Origin of the sequence: Pseudoalteromonas sp. DL-6 (genome assembly GCF_004328665.1) — a bacterium.
Taxonomy (GTDB): domain Bacteria; phylum Pseudomonadota; class Gammaproteobacteria; order Enterobacterales; family Alteromonadaceae; genus Pseudoalteromonas.
The window spans coordinates 2880596-2899039 of sequence record NZ_CP019770.1 but is presented as its reverse complement, the minus strand read 5'-3'; the positions used below and the strand labels follow the sequence as shown (position 1 = coordinate 2899039).

Below are 18444 nucleotides of genomic sequence, written 5' to 3'. Positions count from 1 at the left end.
AGTTATTCTACATAAAAAATTTTTAACGCAGTTAGGGGCTTATTTAGCTCGTTAGAATGATTACGGTTTCAATATAGCTGGTATCAGTTCATACCGTATTTTTTAAGCTTTTTACGTAAAGTACCACGGTTGATACCTAGTAAAATTGCCGCACGAGTTTGGTTACCACGTGTGTAAGTCATTACTTCTTCAAGCAATGGCGCTTCTAGCTCAGAAAGAACAAGGTCGTAAACGTCTTGCACATCTTGACCGTTAAGCTGCTTTAAGTAGTGGTGAACAGCTTTTTTTACTGCATCACGCAATGGCTGCGGTTTCTCGTGTGACTGAACATGAGGGTTAGTGATAAATGGAGAAGTCACGTTTTGTTCGAACATTATAAAGTCTCTTTCTTTCTTAGTTAGCTGCTAGTGTTTTAAAGTATTGCTCTAATGCGACGACCTGTGCCTCTGAATTGTCGAGCGCATTAAATACTCGCCTAAACTGACCGTCACTGTCATGGGTTTGCAAATACCAAGATACATGTTTGCGAGCGATTCGTGCTCCCATTGGCTCACCGTAAAACATATGGAGGTTAGTTAAATGCTCCATTAAAATACTGCGCACCTCTGCTATAGCAGGTGGCTGCATATGTTCACCAGTTCGCAAATAGTGGTCTATCTCCCTAAATATCCAAGGGCGACCTTGGGCGGCTCGACCAATCATAATGGCATCTGCACCCGTATAGTCCAAAACCTGTTTTGCTTTTTCTGGTGATGTAATATCACCATTAGCAACCACAGGTATCGACACTGAACGTTTTATATCCCTAATAGTGGCGTACTCAGCATCACCTTTATACATACATGCGCGCGTGCGCCCATGTACAGCCAGTGATGCAATGCCATAACGTTCAGCTATTCTTGCAATCTCTACACCATTACGGTTGTCCTGATCCCATCCAGTACGGATTTTAAGTGTCACAGGTATATCAACCGCATTAACGACGGCATCAATAATCTCTTCCACGAGTTCTGGAAACTGTAATAAGGCTGAGCCTGCAAGTTTCTTGTTCACTTTTTTTGCTGGGCACCCCATATTGATATCTATGATCTGTGCACCGTTTGCAACATTGAATTGTGCGGCCTGTGCCATAAGCTCAGGGTCTGCTCCTGCAATTTGCACCGCACGTATACCCGACTCACCAGAATGATCCATTCGGTTCATCGACTTTTCGGTTTTCCAAACCTTCGGATTCGACGACAGCATTTCAGATACAGCAAGGCCAGCGCCTAAACGACGACATAGCTGTCTAAATGGTCTGTCTGTTATGCCCGCCATAGGCGCGACAATGACATTATTCTCAAGTTGGTATGAACCGATACGCACGATATTCAATAGGCCTCTTTTCAAGGGGCGCTAAGTTTACGGCTTTTTGCGCAAAAATCAAAGGCTATAAATTGAACAAAAGTGACTTTTTTTTGCTCTTTTCGTATTGACATTTGATAACCGTATGACGAAGCGGTTTATTTGTTTGAATTTTGAACGGTCGTTGTTTTTATAATAAAAAATCTTTATTTTTTATTATGTAAAAAAATAGTAAAGCCTGTTAAATACAGGCTCTAGATACGACTTTTGAGTTAATACTCTAAATTTTTTAAAAACGCACTATTACGCTTTTTTAGTGCCACTGACTCGGGTCCAATCACCTTCAATGGCAATTTCATCGAGTTCAATAAAGGGCGCGTATATGTCAGCAACCGATTGTGCTTGTTCTTCTAAAATGCCAGACATGGCAATTTTACCGCCTGGCTTTAATAATCCTAAAATAACACTATGAAGCTCACGCAGTGGTTGCGCTAAAATATTTGCCACTACAATGTCAGCAGTAAACTCAGGCTGGTTTTCTGGAAGGTAAACTTCAAGCTTGTCAGCAACGCCATTACGATTAGCGTTATCTAGGCTTGCTTCTAGGGCTTGTGGGTCTATATCTATCCCAATCATGCGCTCAGCACCTAATTTAATTGCTGCAATGCCTAATATGCCTGAGCCACAGCCAAAATCGACTACCGTCTTACCAGTTAAGTCTTGGCTTTCAAGCCACTTTAAACACAGCGCGGTGGTGGCGTGTGTGCCAGTTCCAAATGCAAGGCCTGGATCAAGCAGTACATTGACTGCGTCAGGGTCTGGAATATCGCGCCAGCTAGGGCAAATCCAGAGTTTTTCGCCAAATTGAATGGGGTGGAAATTATCCATCCATTCACGTTCCCAATCTTTGTCTTCGAGTTGCTCAATTTTGTAAACTAAATTGTCTTTTAGTTCATCATGGCGCTTTAATAGCGCAACCACGGCGTTCATATCATGATTAGCTTCGAACAGGCCAATTACTGTGGTGTCAGCCCAAAAAACGACAGTGCCAATTTTAGGCTCATAAATAGGGGTGTCTTTTGCATCAATAAAGGTGACTGAAGCACTACCAGCTTCCATTAATAGGTCACTTACTGCATCAGCAGTTGCAGCATTGGCATTGATACGGATTTGGATCCAGGCCATTTTTATTTCCTTGAAATAGAAAAAAGGCCGCTACAGCGGCCTTTTAAGTTAACTCATAATGTAACGCTAGATTACTTAGCGTCTAAAAAGCTTTTCAGTAAATCAGAGCGAGAAGGGTGACGTAACTTACGCAGTGCCTTCGCTTCGATTTGACGAATACGCTCACGTGTTACGTCAAATTGCTTACCTACTTCTTCTAACGTGTGGTCGGTATTCATATCAATACCAAAACGCATACGTAATACTTTCGCTTCACGGGCTGTTAAGCCAGCTAGCACATCGTTAGTTGCGCCACGAAGAGACTCCATTGTTGCCGAATCGATAGGCGAATCAATAGTCGTATCTTCGATGAAGTCGCCTAAGTGCGAATCTTCATCATCACCAATCGGTGTTTCCATTGAAATTGGCTCTTTTGCAATCTTAAGTACCTTACGGATTTTATCCTCAGGCATCATCATGCGTTCAGCTAATTCTTCTGGATTTGGCTCACGACCCATTTCTTGTAACATTTGACGTGAAATACGGTTCAATTTATTGATCGTTTCAATCATATGTACTGGAATACGGATCGTTCTTGCTTGGTCAGCAATAGAGCGCGTAATTGCTTGGCGGATCCACCACGTAGCATAAGTAGAGAACTTATAACCACGACGGTATTCAAATTTATCAACCGCTTTCATCAGACCAATGTTACCTTCTTGAATTAAATCCAAGAACTGTAAGCCACGGTTGGTGTATTTTTTCGCAATTGAAATTACAAGACGTAAGTTTGCTTCTACCATCTCTTTTTTAGCACGGCGCGCTTTCGCTTCACCAATACTCATGCGACGGTTTATGTCTTTAATACGTTCAATGCTTAAGCCAGTGCTTTCTTCCATTGAAGTAAGTTTGCTAATACAACGAAGTATTTCAGGCTTCACTTCTTCAAGTTTAGCTGAATGCTTTTCGTTGGCTGCAATTTCAATATCAAGCCATGCTGTGTCAGTTTCGTTGTTTGCAAAATGCTTAACAAAGGTTTTCTTTGGAAGCTTTGAAACTTGTACTGCATGCTTCATGATAAGACGTTCTTGAACGCGAACTCGGTCCATCATTTCACGCATGTTATTAACCATGCGATCAAATTGTTTAGGCACAAGTTTGAAGGTTCTGAACAACTCACCGATTTCTAAAATAGCGGCTTGAGATTCTGGGTGAGAGCGACCTTTTTTATCGAATGTTTCACGTGCTTTAGTGTATAAATCACGTAAGTTTTCGAAATGGATGCGCGCTTCTTCAGGATCTGGCCCTGTATCTACTTCTTCTTCGTCTTCATCATCGCTGTCATCGTCATCATCGTCGCTGTCATCAAGCTGTTTTTCGCTTAATTCAGAACCAATGTTAGTGGCAGCAATCGGTGGTGCTTCGTCTGCATCAGGATCGAAAAAGCCAGAGATAATGTCGCTAAGACGCATCTCTTCTGCTTCAAACTTATCCCACTGTTCAAGTAGGTAAGTGATCGCTTCTGGGTATTCAGCAACCGAAATTTGTACTTGGTTAATGCCTTCTTCAATACGTTTAGCGATAACGATTTCGCCTTCACGGGTAAGAAGCTCAACAGTACCCATTTCACGCATGTACATGCGAACAGGGTCAGTTGTACGGCCAATTTCTTTTTCTACAGTAGCAAGGGCTGCAGCGGCAGCTTCCGCTGCGTCTTCGTCTGTCGTGGTTTCTTGCATCATTAATTCATCAGCATCAGGCGCGTTTTCGCTAACCTTGATACCCATGTCATTAATCATGCTAATGATATCTTCTACTTGATCTGAGTCGATAATATCTTGTGGAAGGTGATCATTAACTTCTGCAAAAGTTAAGTAACCTTGCTCTTTACCTTTTTGAATCAGAAGTTTTAATTGTGACTGAGGAGTTGGATCCATAGAGATTGTTTCTTCCACTCTGATAAGTTGATACAACAGGCGCCATCATGGAGTTTGCTCAAAGGCTAACCAGAATAATGTGACGCAGTGAATAGCACAGTATAACAGCCTAAATCAAATCTGACTAGCCGTTAGTCGTTTTTAACGCTGTCATTAGCAAATGACATTCTAGTCGTTCATCGCTATTTAAGCCCTGTGTCTTGTCTTTTATTAATAGGGTCTCTAGTCGATAATTTAAACACTGATCTTCAATAAATTTAAAAGTATTTTGAAAAACAGTCTCTAAACGCTCTTCATTTATTTGATGTTGCCATGTCGCTAACTTAGTTAGTGGCTCATAGTCATCAGTATCTCTAAATGATTCGAGAATTTGTGCAGTGGTAATGCCGTCTTTTTGTAATGCTTGATGTTGCAGGCGCAATAATAAGCCAATACCCGCTATATTCATTTGTGCTAAATCAGGCAAGTAGGGCACGCTTTTCGCCAAATTAGGATGCTGAATTAAAATACCTATCGCTTGGCGCATGGGGGTAATTTTAAATTTGCGTTCAATTGCTTGCTGTTGTTTTGGCGTTTTTAAGTGATTATTAAGTTGCTCACGGGTGCGACCAATTAATCGGCCTAACTGCTCTAGGATATTTTCTTGATAGAACTCACTTGGGATCTTTTCAATTAATGGCAATGCTGCACTAAGTAGCTTAGCTTTACCGGAATCAAGCGTTAAATCAATCTCTTTACTTAGTTTATTAAACAGCACTTTAGTGAAGTCATCGGCGTTTTCAAGGCGCTGCTCAAAAGCCTCTTTACCTTCTTGTTGTACAAGTGAATCAGGGTCTTCACCATCGGGTAAAAATACAAAATGCAGTGCTTTACCATCGTTTAAGTAAGGAAGTGCATTTTCCAGTGCACGCCACGCAGCATCTTTACCTGCACGGTCACCATCGTAGCAACAAATAACTTTGTCAGTGGTTCTAAATAAAGTGTGCATATGCTCGCTAGTTGTCGCTGTGCCAAGGGCTGCTACGGCATATTCAATACCTTGTTCTGCCAGCGCGACTACGTCCATGTAACCTTCTACAATCAGTACATGGTCAAGCTTTTTGTGCGCTTGTTTAGCTTCATAAAGCCCATAGAGTTCAAAGCCCTTATGAAATATGCGCGTCTCCGGAGAGTTTAAATATTTAGGCCCTTGATCCGCTTGCATTACTCTCCCACCAAAAGCGATAACGCGGCCGCGTTTATCACGAATAGGGAACATTAAGCGATCACGGAAAAAGTCGAACTGTTTACCTGGGGTTTTCTCTGATGCGAGTTTTAGCTCAACTAATTGCTCTTTTTGTTCTTGGTTTCGCCCTAGTTGTTGGCACAGACCTTCCCATTCGCTGGGCGCATAACCCATCATAAACTTTTTAACTGTTGCGCCACTTAAGCCGCGACCTTTAACGTAATCGATTACCGCTTCAGAGTTACTGTGATGTTTTAGCTGATGCTGATAAAAGCGTGCTGCATGGAGCATTAAATCGTAGTCTGAACGTTTTTGTGCCGCTGTGCGTTCTGGTCCATTACTGCTTCCTTGCTCGCGAGGAACATCAAGGTTAAGTAAACTGGCTAGTTCTTCAATTGCATCAACAAACTCGAGTTTGTCATACTCCATAACAAAAGAAATAGCGTTGCCGTTAGCGCCACAGCCAAAGCAATGATAAAACTGTTTATCTTGCGATACGGTAAATGAAGGCGATTTTTCATTGTGAAAAGGACAGCAAGCTTGATAGTCTTTGCCCGCTTTTTTCAACCCTACCTTTGAGTCAATCAGGTCGACAATATCGGTTCGTGCCAATAAATCATCGATAAAGTTGCGTGGGATCTTTCCAGCCATTGGTTAAAGTACAGCCCTAAGATAAATAGAAAAGTGATGAAAACGAATTATTATACGCAAAGATTTGAACATAAATGCATAATTTTTTGAAGTACTAAATCTCTAAACGAAGAAACCGAGCTCAAGGCTCGGTTTACTTCAATCATACTTAATGTATGTGGGAGTATTAGGCAGTTAATCGTTGCTTAATTAAACCTGAGATTTTGCCCATATCGGCACGACCTTCGGCTTTGCTTTTGATTATACCCATTACTTTACCCATGTCTTGCATACCTGCTGCGTTAGTATCAGCAATAGCCGCGTCAATGAGAGCAATGATTTCTTCTTCACTCAGTTGTTGAGGTAAAAAAGCTTCAAGTGCTGTAATTTCATTGGCTTCAATTTCAGCTAAATCATCACGCCCAGCATCTTTGTACTGAGTGTAAGAGTCGCGACGTTGTTTAACAAGCTTCACTATAACGGAGGTAATACCTGCGTCGTCTAGTGTTATTTGCTCGTCAATTTCACGTTGCTTGATTGCAGCAAGTACCATACGAATAGGGTTAAGACGTTGTTTGTCTTTGGCTCTCATCGCATCTTTTTGCGCATCTTTTAGCGTTATTAAAAGGCTCATTTATACAAGACCTAATATATTAGTATAATTTAACGCGACGAGCGTTATCACGAGAAAGTTTTTTCATGTGACGTTTTACAGCAGCTGCTTTTTTACGCTTACGCTCAGCTGTTGGTTTTTCATAGTGCTCGCGACGACGAACTTCTGAAAGGATACCTGCTTTTTCACATGAACGCTTGAAGCGACGAAGTGCTACGTCAAACGGTTCGTTCTCTCTTACTTTAATTACTGGCATTAAAAATTCACCTACCTAAATTATGAGCGTTGCTCAAGTTGATCAAACATTGATCAAGTGGTTCAAAAATGGTGCGGTATTGTAATCCGAAGCAACACCACATGTAAAGGATAATATTAACAGAAACCCGACCGCTAAAACAGTGTTAATTTATATGGCGTTGGTACAGCCTACAAAAAACTTGACCAGCTTTTTTCTCTTTTATTAACAACCAGTTACTAGGTGCTTTAAACGAAGTTAATTCTGTTTCTACCTCAACGTATATCAGAGCGTCTGACTCGAGCCATTGATTATTTTCTAATAAATCACAGCATGATTGAGCCAAATTTTTACGAAATGGCGGGTCAATAAAAACTAAATTAAATGCCTCACTGGTGTTTTTACTCTCAAGAAAGGTCAAGGTATTAGTATTGAGTACCTGTGCATTTTGCGCATTCAGCGTGGCAATATTTTGCATGAGTTGTTTTGCTGCTAACGCATCAAGTTCTATAAACGTGGTGTTTTTAGCAAAGCGAGATAGCGCTTCGAATCCTAAACCACCGGAACCGGCAAAGCAATCGAGAGTGCGCGCATCGCGGGTATCGTGCATTAACCAATTAAATACTGTTTCTTTTATTCTGTCGGTTGTGGGGCGCAGGCCTTGGACATCTTTTACTGACAGTTTACGACCGCGAAATTGGCCGCTAATGATTCTAATAACGCCATCGGCTGATTTATGGCTGGTGTTATTTTGTGTGGTTTTTTTTCTCATTTAACTCACTAAAAATTGGTATCTATGATCTAGCTCAGATAATATTGCAATCATATCATGGCGTGTCATTTTTCAACTGCGCTAAAAGTGTTACTATTATGCACCCTCGAGGATAACGTGTTGCTAAAAAGCAATTATTTAGGCTTAAAAGCACGTTATCATTATCGTTAGTTTATCAGATTTTTATAAGTGGTTATTAGCAAGTATGGCAAAAAAAAGTAAATTCATGTCGTGGCTCGGTTTTGGCAAGTCAGATAAAAAACAAGCGGAAGCTGATAAACAACAAGCATTAGCAAACGAGCAGGCAGAAAAAGCCGAACAGGAGCGCTTAGCAGCAGAGAAAGCCGAGGCTGAGCGTTTGCAAGCTGAAGCTGAAGCCGAACGTTTAGAACAAGCCCGAATTGCAGCTGAACAAGCTGAAGCAGAACGTTTAGCGCAAGAGCAAGCTGAAAAAGCCGAACAACAAATAGCTGCTGAAAAAGCAGAGGCGGAACGTTTAGAGCAAGAAAAACAGGCGCAAGCACAACGCGCAGCGGCTGCAGAAAAACAAGCGATTGAACAGGCTAACGCTGAGCTATTAGCCAAACAACAGGCAGATGCAGAGCAACAAAGACAAGAGCAAGCTAAACGCTTAGCTAAACAACAAGCGCAAATGCAGTTAGAGCAAGAGCGTATCGCGGCGGAACAAGCTGAAAATGAGCGTTTAGAGCAACAACGCATTGCAGCAGAGCAAGCTGAGAATGAGCGTTTAGAACAACAGCGTATTGCAGCAGAGCAAGCTGAAAATGAGCGTTTAGAGCAACAACGCATTGCAGCAGAGCAAGCTGAAATTGAGCGTTTAGAGCAACAACGCATTGCGGCTGAACAGGCAGAGAATGAACGCTTAGAGCAACAACGCATTGCAGCAGAGCAAGCTGAAATTGAGCGTTTAGAGCAACAACGCATTGCGGCTGAACAGGCAGAGAATGAACGCTTAGAGCAACAACGCATTGCAGCAGAGCAGGCTGAGAATGAACGCTTAGAGCAACAACGCATTGCAGCAGAACAAGCTGAGAATGAACGTTTAGAGCAACAGCGCATTGCAGCAGAACAAGCTGAGAATGAGCGTTTAGAGCAAGAACGCATTGCGGCTGAAGAAGAGGCTGAACGCTTAGAGCAACAGCGACTGACTGCAGAGCTTGCAGAGGAAGATGCAAAAAAAGTTGAACAGCCTAAAAAAGAAGGCTTTTTCTCTCGTCTTAAAAAAGGTTTACTTAAAACTCGCGTTAATATTGGCTCTGGTTTTTCGTCTATTTTTAGCGGTAAAAAAATTGATGACGAGTTATTTGAAGAGCTAGAAACTCAGTTACTTACAGCTGATCTTGGGGTTGATACCACCATGAAGCTCATTGATAACTTGACTGATGCTGCTGATCGCAAGCAACTTAAAGATGGTGATGCCCTTTATGAGCTTATGAAACAAGAAATGGCAACTATGCTCAAAACAGCAGAGCAGCCTTTAGAAATACCAGCAGAGAAAAAACCTTTTGTTATCCTTATGGTAGGTGTAAACGGCGTAGGTAAAACCACCACCATTGGTAAAATGGCCAAACAATTTCAAAACCAAGGTAAGTCGGTCATGCTTGCTGCAGGTGATACCTTTAGAGCTGCAGCGGTAGAGCAGCTTCAAGTATGGGGTGAACGCAACAGCATTCCGGTAATAGCTCAACATACGGGTGCTGATAGTGCATCGGTAGTATTTGATGCTTTTCAAGCTGCAAAAGCACGTAATGTCGATGTGTTAATTGCTGATACAGCAGGGCGCTTGCAAAATAAAGATAACTTAATGCAAGAGCTTGAAAAAATAGCCCGTGTTATGAAAAAAGTAGACCCTGATGCACCGCATGAGGTGATGCTGACTATTGATGCTGGTACCGGCCAAAATGCAATTAGCCAAGTAAACTTATTTAATCAATGCGTAGGTTTAACGGGTATCACACTATCAAAACTCGATGGTACTGCTAAAGGCGGAGTTATTTTTGCCGTTGCCGATAAGTTTAATATTCCTATTCGTTACATTGGCGTAGGTGAAAGTATTGATGATTTACGTACCTTCAAGAGCGATGACTTTATTGACGCGCTATTTAGTCAAGATGAGGACGACGCTTAATTTACCAAAAGGGAGCCTGCTCCCTTTTTAATTGCGAGGAATACCATTTTATTTTTAAGCCTAAGGCTCACAATAAATTGGCAATAATAAAAAATGATAAATTTTCAGCAAGTAAGTAAAACCTATACCGGTGGGCACCGCGCGCTTGAAAAAGTGAACTTTCATATAAAGCCTGGTGAATTGGCCTTTTTAACAGGCCACAGTGGTGCCGGTAAAAGTACACTGTTAAAGCTTATAAGCTTGATGGAACGCCCTTCTGCGGGCAATGTGTTTATCAATGGCGTGGATTTAAATAAATTAAATTCGCGTCAAATTCCTTATGCACGTCGTGATATTGGTATTATTTTTCAAAATCATCGGTTATTAGAGCGATATACGGTATTTGATAACGTTGCTTTGCCCTTAATTATTGAAGGGACTCACCACAAGCAGGTTGCCAAACGTGTACATGGCGCGCTCGATAAAGTGGGCTTGTTAGATAAAGTTCGCTGTCACCCCTCAACACTTTCTGGCGGTGAGCAACAACGAGTAGGGATTGCACGAGCCATCGTCAATTCTCCACCTATATTGCTAGCCGATGAACCTACCGGTAACTTAGACCCTGAATTATCAATGGAAATATTACGCCTGTTTGAAGACTTTAATAGACATGGCACCACGGTTTTAATTGCCACCCATGATTTAGGCTTGGTGTCGCGAATGAAGTACCGTAGCTTAACGCTTCATGATGGGCGCATGAGCCAAGATCCATTGGCTGAGGGGATATTATGAGTTTACTATTTAAAAGCCGTCAAAATAGTAATGATAAACAAAAAAAATCAGTATTCTCTGGTGGTTACTTTTTCATTATTAATATTTTTCGCCAAGGTGTGTACAGCCTAGGAGAAATGTGGCGCACGCCATTGGCTTCAATGATGACCATTGCAGTACTCGGTTTGAGTTTAACCTTGCCCGCTACACTATATTTAGTGGTTAAAAATGTGCAGCAAGTGAGTAGTGGTTTTGAGCAAGCCAGCGAAATATCCTTGTTTGTAAAAGAAAATATGAGCGAGCAAGAAACACAAACTTTAGTTAAACGTTTAGCGCTATATCCAGAAATACAAAGTGTGACTTTTATTTCTCGCACTGAGGCTTTGGATGAATTCAAAGAAATGTCTGGGTTTGGTCAGGCTTTAGAATATTTAGATAGCAACCCATTACCGAATGTGGTTTTAGTTACACCAACACAGCGACATAGCCAACCTAATGCGGCTAAGCTATTGCTTAAAAAACTCGAAGCCGAGCGCGAAGTTGACTTTGGTAAGCTTGATATTGCTTGGCTTGAGCGCCTAAATGCATTACTAAGTTTGTTAAAAGAGAGTGTAATCACTATTGCGCTACTATTACTTACCTCAGTGACGCTTATTATAGGCAACACAATTCGTTTATCTATTATGGATAAAAAAGAAGAAATACAGGTAATGAAGCTAGTGGGGGCAACCAATACCTTTATACACGCTCCATTTTTATGGACCGGCATTTGGTATGGCGTGATTGGCGGATTGTTTGCCTTTATTTGTGTAGCATTAATGATGTGGTGGCTATCGGCTGCAGTAAGCAGTGTTGCAGGGGTGTATCAAACCAGTTTTACGCTAATAGGGCTTAGTCTTAATGAGTTTGGCGCGTTGGTATTACTTGCTACTAGTTTAGGTTTTATTGGTTCTTACTTATCGGTTAATCGTTACATCTCAGAAATAGAACCTGATAAGGTTTAGGGCCCTAATATAATTCTTAAAACTGTCATGTTTTAAGTTTAAAATTATAAAAAAGCCAAAGTAAAAAGGTTAATCTTTGCTTTGGCTAAATCAATTCATAGGTTATTCAGTCGCCTAGCGTAGACTGGCTTAACACTAAAAAAACCACTTGATTTATGATTCAAAAAAGTTTTAAATTCAAGTTAGCACTCTTACTAAAAGAGTGCTAAGATGGTTTCAAATGTTTATCACCGAGGTGAAAAATGAGTAAAGATTTATACGCAATGGCACTTACAGTTGGGCAACAAAGCGCAAGTATGGATGGCTACCTTCAAGCTGTTAGTACTATTCCTATGCTTAAAGTTGAGCAAGAGCAGGAACTTGCAAAAAGACTTCAGGAAGAAGGCGATCTTAGTGCTGCAAAGCAACTCATTATGTCGCATTTGCGCTTTGTAGCGCACATAGCTAAAAGCTACTCGGGTTACGGGTTACCACAAGCTGATTTGATTCAAGAAGGTAACATCGGACTAATGAAAGCAGTAAAACGTTTTGACCCATCAGTGGGTGTACGTTTGGTTTCATTTGCGGTTCATTGGATCAAAGCTGAAATCCATGAATTTGTGCTTAAAAACTGGCGTATCGTTAAAGTAGCGACGACCAAAGCACAGCGTAAATTGTTTTTTAATTTACGTAAAAATAAAAAGCGTTTAGGTTGGTTTAACCAAGCTGAAGTGAGCACAGTAGCGAGTGAGCTAGGTGTGAGTGAAAAAGAAGTGCGTGAAATGGAGTCGCGTATGAGCGGCCAAGACATGGGCTTTGATTTAACTGGCGACGATAATGATGACGCGCCAACCAGCACTTACTCACCGGTGCAATACTTAACCGATGGTTCTGCTGATTTAGCTGACGACATTGAACAACAGCAATGGCAAGAACAGTCGCATACGCGTTTATTTAGCGCCTTGAAAACACTCGATGAGCGCTCTCAAGATATCGTTAGTGCACGTTGGCTGTCAGACGATAAAGCAACACTGCAAGAGCTGGCTGAAAAGTACAGCGTATCAGCTGAGCGTGTTCGCCAGCTAGAAAAAACAGCAATGAAAAAATTACAAAGCGCGATGAGTTAATCGTACTTAAAAAACTGACAAAGCCCTGCATGAAAATGCGGGGCTTTTTTATGCTTTAAAGAAAAGTTAATAAAAAGCAGGCTTGCAACTTTTTTGCTTACCTGTTGTTACATCTTAATATCTTTTAATTAAAAAGAGTCTCATTGAAATTAGTGAATAAGTTTGGTTTTTAACTAAATTAATGATTTCTATTTGTTTTTTTTAGCTTGTATGTGAAGATGCCTCGCGTGTGAGCTTAAATCAGCTTCAACAATAGTCTAAATTCAGCCATTCAATCGCTGTATTTAAAATCACTTTCTAATTTTATTAACACGAGTATTTGCACTCACTATGAACTCTTATTCACTAAAGAAAAAGATCTTGCTATCGGTGGTTCTTGCCCTAGCTGTCATCATTATTTTGCTATCGTGGAATAGCTACACCTCTCAAAAAGCGTTACTGTTAAAAAGCAGTATTGATAACGTCAGTCAATCGGGTAAACAGCAGGCAGTACGCATTGAAAGTTGGTTAGTCGATCGACAGCGAATTGTAGAATCAGTAGCTAGCAAAGTTGAGGGCAATACGTTAAACGCACTGCAACAAGCAAAGTTGTCGGGTGATTTTGAGTTGACATACTTTGGTGATAATCAGGGTAAAATGACTGATTCTGATCCTAATATTGACCGAAGCGGCTACGACCCGCGCTCAAGACCATGGTATAAACAAGCACAACTTACAAGTGGTACCGTAATTACTAAACCTTATTTAGATACCGCGTTTAATCAGTTGGTTGTTTCTATTGCTAAAACCACGCAAAGCGGCGTGGTAGCGGGTGATTTATCGATTGAGACCTTAGTCGATAGCGTCAATACAATGTCTTTGCCTGCAGATGGATACGCAATCATGATGCATAAAGATGGCACTGTGATTGCTTATAAAGACACTAAAAAAGTAATGGCAGATATTACGCATATTGACTCGAAAATTAATCACCAATTAATTTTATCTAACAGCCAAAACAGTGAATTTACGCCTATTTATTTTAAAGATGAAGGCCGAGAGAAGCTTGTTTGGGGTGAGAATATTAACAATACTGATTGGCAGCTATTATTTGTACTGGATAAGCAAACCTTAGAGGCACCGCTAATCAGTTTATTAGTAACTCAACTCGTGTTAGTTGGTGTGGCACTTTTATTAAGCGTGTTTGCTATTTCATGGTTATTGGGTGTGTTGCTTGCGCCGTTAAGCCGAGTATCACAAGCATTATCAACAATTGCAGATGGTAACGGTGATTTAACCCAGCGTATTAGTGTTGATACGCAAGACGAGGTTGGGGTACTGGCTGATAGTTTTAATCGCTTTGTAAGCAGCCAGCATGAGCTAATTAGCCATATTCGTCAGCTAGCAACGGATTTGGATTTTGATGCAGAGAAAAGCTTAATCACCAACCAAAGCAGTGTCAGTGAATTGCAGCGACAGCAACAAGAAGTAGCCATGGTTGCCACTGCAGTAACAGAAATGGCGAGTGCAACCCATGAAATTGCTGCTAATGCTGAAAATACTGCGACCGCATCGCAGCAGTCGGCGCAAAGTAGTCGTGAAGGTAAGCTGTTAGTTGATAAAACCAGAAACACGATTAATTCACTGGCGGGCGAAATAGACCAAACTACCACCGTGATTGGTGAGCTAAGCTTGCATGCTCAGGCTATTTCGAGCATTTTGACCACTATTCAAGAAATTGCTGAGCAAACTAATCTCTTAGCACTTAATGCCGCTATAGAGGCTGCACGCGCCGGTGAACAAGGGCGTGGTTTTGCTGTGGTAGCTGATGAGGTTCGTGTGCTATCAAGAAGAACACAAAACTCTACAGCCGAAATTTATACCACCATAGAAACTTTACAAAACACTACTAAAAAAGCCGTGAGCTTGATGGACAGCAGTAAGGGTTATGCCAATAATAGTGTTGATGATGTAAATGCTGCGGCGCAAGCATTAGAAGAAATTACTTTGGCGGTAAATGAAATTTCTGATATGGCGGGTCAAATAGCCGTAGCTGCAGAAGAGCAAACGCAAGTGACCAATGAAATTACTAGAAATACGGTCGCCATTAAAGATGTAACCGATGAAATAACGACCTCAGCTACTGCGCATTTAAGCCAAGCAGAAGTCTTAAAAGACAGAGCTACAGATTTAAATGCCAAAGTAGCGACGTTTATTTTATAAGTAGCATACTTATAATTGAGTTAAATCAACTGTTGGGGTAAGGCGTTACCTTGCTCCATCAGTTTAATGAAATGGCTTGTTGTTGGGCTATTTGCACATACTTACGTTCTACCAGTTGTGATACTGGCACCAATTCAAATCCTTGCTCGGTTAATTGCGGCAAAGCGTGGCGTAAAAAATCGATGGTTTCGGGATAGGGGTGCGCTATTGCAATGGCAAACTGATACTTAGTTGCTTTTGATTTTAGTTCTTCTAGCCTAAATTGTAGCTGCTCAGGGGTCGTTATATTATCTAAAAATACATGCCGACCAATATTCTCTACCCCTAAAAAGTTAGCTGCATTCTGTGCTTGGCTTAAGTCGGTTGTTCGGCTATCAAGAAAATACAACTGACGCTTTTTAAGTACTTCCATAGTCCATTTCATTGCTTGGCTTTGCTGAGTGAGCGCAGAGCCCATATGGTTATTAACCCCTTTAACTTGTGGCAAACTAGCCAGCGCATTACCGAGTGTTTGTTGGAGTTGGGCTTTGTCCATATTTAAAGTGAGCGCCCCAGGGCCCAGCTTTTTACCATTTAAAGCTTGCATAGGCACATGCAACAGGAGTTCTTTATTTGACTGACTAGCAAGGGTTGCAAATATTTGAGAGTAGGGAGTATGAGGCAAAATTGAATAAGACAATTGCCCAGGTAAACTCAGGAATTCTAGGTCACGTTGATGATAACCTATGTCATCGATCACTATGGCTATTTGTTTGGCTTTAACAGCACTCGATGTTGCAAATAAGGCTAAAAAAAGCCCAGCTAACACCATTAAATTTATAATTTTCACGTTTTATAATTTTTATTATCTTAAAATAATTTACCACTTTTACTGCATGCTAAGTAGCTGCTTTGCTTTTACTAACTGGATATCGGCTAATTCTTCAGCGTTAAAAGCGGTGTTTTGTTCTGATTGTTCATTTTTTATTATAACGGCTTTATTTGTTTGTGGAAGCGTTGTTTGATTAATCGCCACATTTGGGGTTACGCCAATCCCTTCAATAGACTCTCCCAATGGCGTAAAGTAGCGAGCTGTTGTTAGTTTCAAAGCGGTATCACCATCGCCTAATGGAATGAGTGATTGCACTGTTCCTTTACCAAACGACTGACTGCCTACTATTTTTGCACGTAGGTTTTCTTTTAACGCTGCAGCCAGTATTTCTGCTGCTGAGGCTGAGTTTTCATTAATGAGCACAACAATCGGTGCACCTTTTAAAATATCGCCACGTTTAGCGTAAAAGGATTGATTCGAATCATAAAAACGTCCTTTGGTGGTCACGATTAAGCCATCTTGAAGAAACAGATCTGCTACTGCAACTGCACTTTTTAAGGTGCCCCCAGGGTTGTCTCGTAAATCAATAATCAGGCCTTTTAAAGAATGGCCGTAATGGTTTTGCATGGCAGCTATTTGTAAGGCAACCTCATGCAAGGTGTGATTAGAAAAGTTATTAATAGCAATATAGCCACTACCCGCATCAAGTAGTTGCTTGGTAACACTGGCGAGCTTAATTTGTTTTCTACTAAGATTAAATATTAGCGGTGTTTGATTATTATTACGGGTAATACTTAGCCGTACTTTACCGTTAGCACTATCTTTAATTTGCTGCGCGACGATATCAATGGGGCTATTTTCTACATGGCGCTGATTAACGGCGGTAATTATATCGCCTGGGCGAAGGCCAGCTTGTTTTGCTGGTGAATTATTAATTACTTTAACAATTGTGGTGCGCTGTTCAATGCTTTTTACTTCTATACCTAAGCCGGTATAGCGGCCATTAGTATTATCAAATAATGCATTTAACTCATTTTTATCTAAATACTTAGAGTAAGCGTCGAGCTTAGAATATAAGCGTTCAAATTGAGACGTATTGTATTCAATATATTCACTATTTTGCAGTGCTAAATCATCAACGTAGTAGGTGTGGATATTAAACAGTATTTCATTTATTTTTTGGCTTTCTAAATCTTTAACCGAGCTTGCATAGCCTGTATTTATAAAGCTAAAAAACACGAATAAAAAAAACAACTGCAAACAAAACCAAAACATTGGTTTTGTTTGCGATACTTTTTTTTGGCAAATGTGTCTGTTTATCATAACTGCCTCTAATAGGATGCAGCTATTTTGATATTAAATACGCCTGCACCATTTTATGGGATTAACAGCACGCCCTTTATGACGTATTTCAAAGTATAGACCAGAATCAGCTTGTCCACCGCTTTGCCCAACTAATGCAACACTTTCACCTTCTCTGACCATATCACCCACGTCTTTTAGCAAGGTTTGTGCGTGTCCGTATAAGCTCATAAAACCTTGGCCGTGGTCAAGTACGATTACCCAGCCATAGCCTTTTAACCAATCGGCAAATACTACTTGGCCATTATCGATACTGTTTACCGCAGTCCCTTCAGATGCAGAAATTAACACGCCTTTCCAATTAATGCCCCCGTGTTTACGTTGGCCAAACTGGTGCGCTAATTTTCCTTTGCTCGGCCAGTTTAATTTACCCTTATTGCGATTTAAGCCAAGTAGCTCAATTTTTGTGGTTTTTTCTTCTTCTTCAAGCTCTTTAATGGTAGCAATCAGAGTTTGCTCGTTTTCTTCTAAATAGCTAATGGAATTTTTGGTTTTATTTAATTGCTGTTTTAGATTTTTTAAGCTTGCTTGACGTTCATTTTTAGCCCCAAGAAGCGCTGCTTGTCGTCTTTTTTGCTCCTCAAATAAAGCAACCAGTCTCTCTTTTGTTTTCGCAAGTTCAGCTTGGTTTTTCGCAATTTCTAGTTGTAGTGCTTTAAGTTCATCGAGTTGTTTTATACGGGCTTTATTTAAGTAGTTATAGTAGCTAAGTGTTCGTTCAAATTTGGCGGTATCTTCTTGGTTAAGCAGCATTTTTGAATAGTCATCGCCGCCAGCCATGTAAGCACTTTTTAATTGAGCTGCTAAAATACGCTGAAACTGTGTCTGTTGTTTTTCAAGCCGTGCCGCTTTTTGTTGTTGTTCTGTTTGCAGTTGTTGTGCTGTTTTAACTGATTGCTCAGCCATATTAAGTGCTTTAGCATTTTTAGCGATGGCGAGTTCGTGGTTTTTCAGTTTTTGCTGTTGCTTAGCGATTTCTTTTTGTTGTTGTTGAAATTCAGCTTGGCTTTGCTCTAAAGCGACTTGTACCTGTGATAAGTCTTTTTTGGTACGATCTTCATTAGCCACGGCAACGCCAGTGGCTAATGAATTTAGTACACATATACACGCAATAATGCGGCATGCGCTTTTATTCATAAA

Annotated in this window: 16 protein-coding genes; 5 read left to right on the top strand and 11 right to left on the bottom strand. The window is 40.8% G+C overall.

Translation table 11 applies throughout. From position 1 onward, the window contains the following. Positions 1–83: 83 nt before the first annotated feature. The 8 genes from fis to rsmD all read right to left on the bottom strand — a co-directional run bounded on the left by fis (position 84) and on the right by rsmD (position 7920). Positions 84–374: a DNA-binding transcriptional regulator Fis gene (fis, locus tag B1F84_RS13545; protein ID WP_002957804.1), complete on the bottom strand. Its 291-nt coding sequence runs from the start codon at positions 372–374 to the stop codon at positions 84–86. A gap of 19 nt (positions 375–393) precedes the next feature. Next, positions 394–1365 (bottom strand): tRNA dihydrouridine synthase DusB, encoded by a 972-nt coding sequence (gene dusB / locus B1F84_RS13540; RefSeq protein WP_171034673.1) that lies wholly within the window; start codon positions 1363–1365, stop codon positions 394–396. Between the two features lie 282 nt (positions 1366–1647). After that, positions 1648–2529: a 50S ribosomal protein L11 methyltransferase gene (prmA, locus tag B1F84_RS13535; RefSeq protein WP_008466387.1), complete on the bottom strand. Its 882-nt coding sequence runs from the start codon at positions 2527–2529 to the stop codon at positions 1648–1650. Positions 2530–2600: 71 nt separating this feature from the next. Continuing rightward, entirely contained in the window at positions 2601–4445 is a 1845-nt protein-coding gene (gene rpoD, locus B1F84_RS13530) for an RNA polymerase sigma factor RpoD (RefSeq protein ID WP_008114873.1), read from the bottom strand. Positions 4446–4569: 124 nt separating this feature from the next. Continuing rightward, positions 4570–6321: a DNA primase gene (dnaG, locus tag B1F84_RS13525; RefSeq protein ID WP_076919385.1), complete on the bottom strand. Its 1752-nt coding sequence runs from the start codon at positions 6319–6321 to the stop codon at positions 4570–4572. A 166-nt stretch (positions 6322–6487) separates the two neighbouring features. Then, positions 6488–6934, bottom strand: coding sequence for a GatB/YqeY domain-containing protein (locus B1F84_RS13520; RefSeq protein ID WP_008114877.1), 447 nt, complete (start codon positions 6932–6934; stop codon positions 6488–6490). Between the two features lie 19 nt (positions 6935–6953). Continuing rightward, entirely contained in the window at positions 6954–7169 is a 216-nt protein-coding gene (gene rpsU / locus B1F84_RS13515; protein ID WP_002957797.1) for a 30S ribosomal protein S21, read from the bottom strand. Between the two features lie 145 nt (positions 7170–7314). Next, complete coding sequence (gene rsmD, locus B1F84_RS13510; protein ID WP_131691725.1) at positions 7315–7920, bottom strand: 16S rRNA (guanine(966)-N(2))-methyltransferase RsmD; 606 nt, start codon at positions 7918–7920, stop codon at positions 7315–7317. Positions 7921–8125: 205 nt separating this feature from the next. Between rsmD and ftsY the strand changes: the two genes are divergently transcribed. The 5 genes from ftsY to B1F84_RS13485 all read left to right on the top strand — a co-directional run bounded on the left by ftsY (position 8126) and on the right by B1F84_RS13485 (position 15131). Further along, positions 8126–10069, top strand: coding sequence for a signal recognition particle-docking protein FtsY (ftsY, locus tag B1F84_RS13505; protein WP_131691724.1), 1944 nt, complete (start codon positions 8126–8128; stop codon positions 10067–10069). Between the two features lie 93 nt (positions 10070–10162). Beyond that, positions 10163–10840 carry a cell division ATP-binding protein FtsE gene (ftsE, locus tag B1F84_RS13500; RefSeq protein WP_131691723.1) on the top strand — a complete coding sequence of 226 codons (678 nt, stop codon included), beginning with the start codon at positions 10163–10165 and terminating at the stop codon, positions 10838–10840. Next, on the top strand, positions 10837–11823 hold the full coding sequence (ftsX, locus tag B1F84_RS13495; RefSeq protein WP_131691722.1) for a permease-like cell division protein FtsX: 987 nt from the start codon (positions 10837–10839) through the stop codon (positions 11821–11823). The genes ftsE and ftsX overlap by 4 nt, the downstream gene beginning before the upstream one ends. Positions 11824–12065: 242 nt before the next feature. Continuing rightward, positions 12066–12929, top strand: a complete 864-nt coding sequence (rpoH, locus tag B1F84_RS13490) for an RNA polymerase sigma factor RpoH (RefSeq protein ID WP_008114893.1) — start codon at positions 12066–12068, stop codon at positions 12927–12929. A gap of 330 nt (positions 12930–13259) precedes the next feature. After that, entirely contained in the window at positions 13260–15131 is a 1872-nt protein-coding gene (locus B1F84_RS13485) for a methyl-accepting chemotaxis protein (protein ID WP_131691721.1), read from the top strand. A 58-nt stretch (positions 15132–15189) separates the two neighbouring features. Here the strand turns inward: B1F84_RS13485 and B1F84_RS13480 are convergent, their stop codons facing one another. The 3 genes from B1F84_RS13480 to B1F84_RS13470 are packed head-to-tail and all read right to left on the bottom strand — an operon-like array spanning position 15190 to position 18441. Then, positions 15190–15942, bottom strand: a complete 753-nt coding sequence (locus B1F84_RS13480) for a divergent polysaccharide deacetylase family protein (protein ID WP_131691936.1) — start codon at positions 15940–15942, stop codon at positions 15190–15192. 57 nt (positions 15943–15999) lie between these two features. Next, entirely contained in the window at positions 16000–17265 is a 1266-nt protein-coding gene (locus tag B1F84_RS13475; protein ID WP_131691720.1) for a S41 family peptidase, read from the bottom strand. A 33-nt stretch (positions 17266–17298) separates the two neighbouring features. Further along, positions 17299–18441: a peptidoglycan DD-metalloendopeptidase family protein gene (locus tag B1F84_RS13470; RefSeq protein ID WP_131691719.1), complete on the bottom strand. Its 1143-nt coding sequence runs from the start codon at positions 18439–18441 to the stop codon at positions 17299–17301. Positions 18442–18444 lie beyond the last annotated feature (3 nt).

Coding starts and splice junctions, on each gene's coding strand:
- dnaG (WP_076919385.1), bottom strand. CDS start 6,321: ATGGCTGGAAAGATCCCACGCAACTTTATCGATGATTTATTGGCACGA.
- ftsX (WP_131691722.1), top strand. CDS start 10,837: ATGAGTTTACTATTTAAAAGCCGTCAAAATAGTAATGATAAACAAAAA.
- B1F84_RS13480 (WP_131691936.1), bottom strand. CDS start 15,942: ATGGTGTTAGCTGGGCTTTTTTTAGCCTTATTTGCAACATCGAGTGCT.
- B1F84_RS13475 (WP_131691720.1), bottom strand. CDS start 17,265: ATGATAAACAGACACATTTGCCAAAAAAAAGTATCGCAAACAAAACCA.
- prmA (WP_008466387.1), bottom strand. CDS start 2,529: ATGGCCTGGATCCAAATCCGTATCAATGCCAATGCTGCAACTGCTGAT.
- rpoD (WP_008114873.1), bottom strand. CDS start 4,445: ATGGATCCAACTCCTCAGTCACAATTAAAACTTCTGATTCAAAAAGGT.
- B1F84_RS13485 (WP_131691721.1), top strand. CDS start 13,260: ATGAACTCTTATTCACTAAAGAAAAAGATCTTGCTATCGGTGGTTCTT.
- B1F84_RS13520 (WP_008114877.1), bottom strand. CDS start 6,934: ATGAGCCTTTTAATAACGCTAAAAGATGCGCAAAAAGATGCGATGAGA.
- ftsE (WP_131691723.1), top strand. CDS start 10,163: ATGATAAATTTTCAGCAAGTAAGTAAAACCTATACCGGTGGGCACCGC.
- fis (WP_002957804.1), bottom strand. CDS start 374: ATGTTCGAACAAAACGTGACTTCTCCATTTATCACTAACCCTCATGTT.
- rpsU (WP_002957797.1), bottom strand. CDS start 7,169: ATGCCAGTAATTAAAGTAAGAGAGAACGAACCGTTTGACGTAGCACTT.
- B1F84_RS13470 (WP_131691719.1), bottom strand. CDS start 18,441: ATGAATAAAAGCGCATGCCGCATTATTGCGTGTATATGTGTACTAAAT.
- ftsY (WP_131691724.1), top strand. CDS start 8,126: ATGGCAAAAAAAAGTAAATTCATGTCGTGGCTCGGTTTTGGCAAGTCA.
- rpoH (WP_008114893.1), top strand. CDS start 12,066: ATGAGTAAAGATTTATACGCAATGGCACTTACAGTTGGGCAACAAAGC.
- rsmD (WP_131691725.1), bottom strand. CDS start 7,920: ATGAGAAAAAAAACCACACAAAATAACACCAGCCATAAATCAGCCGAT.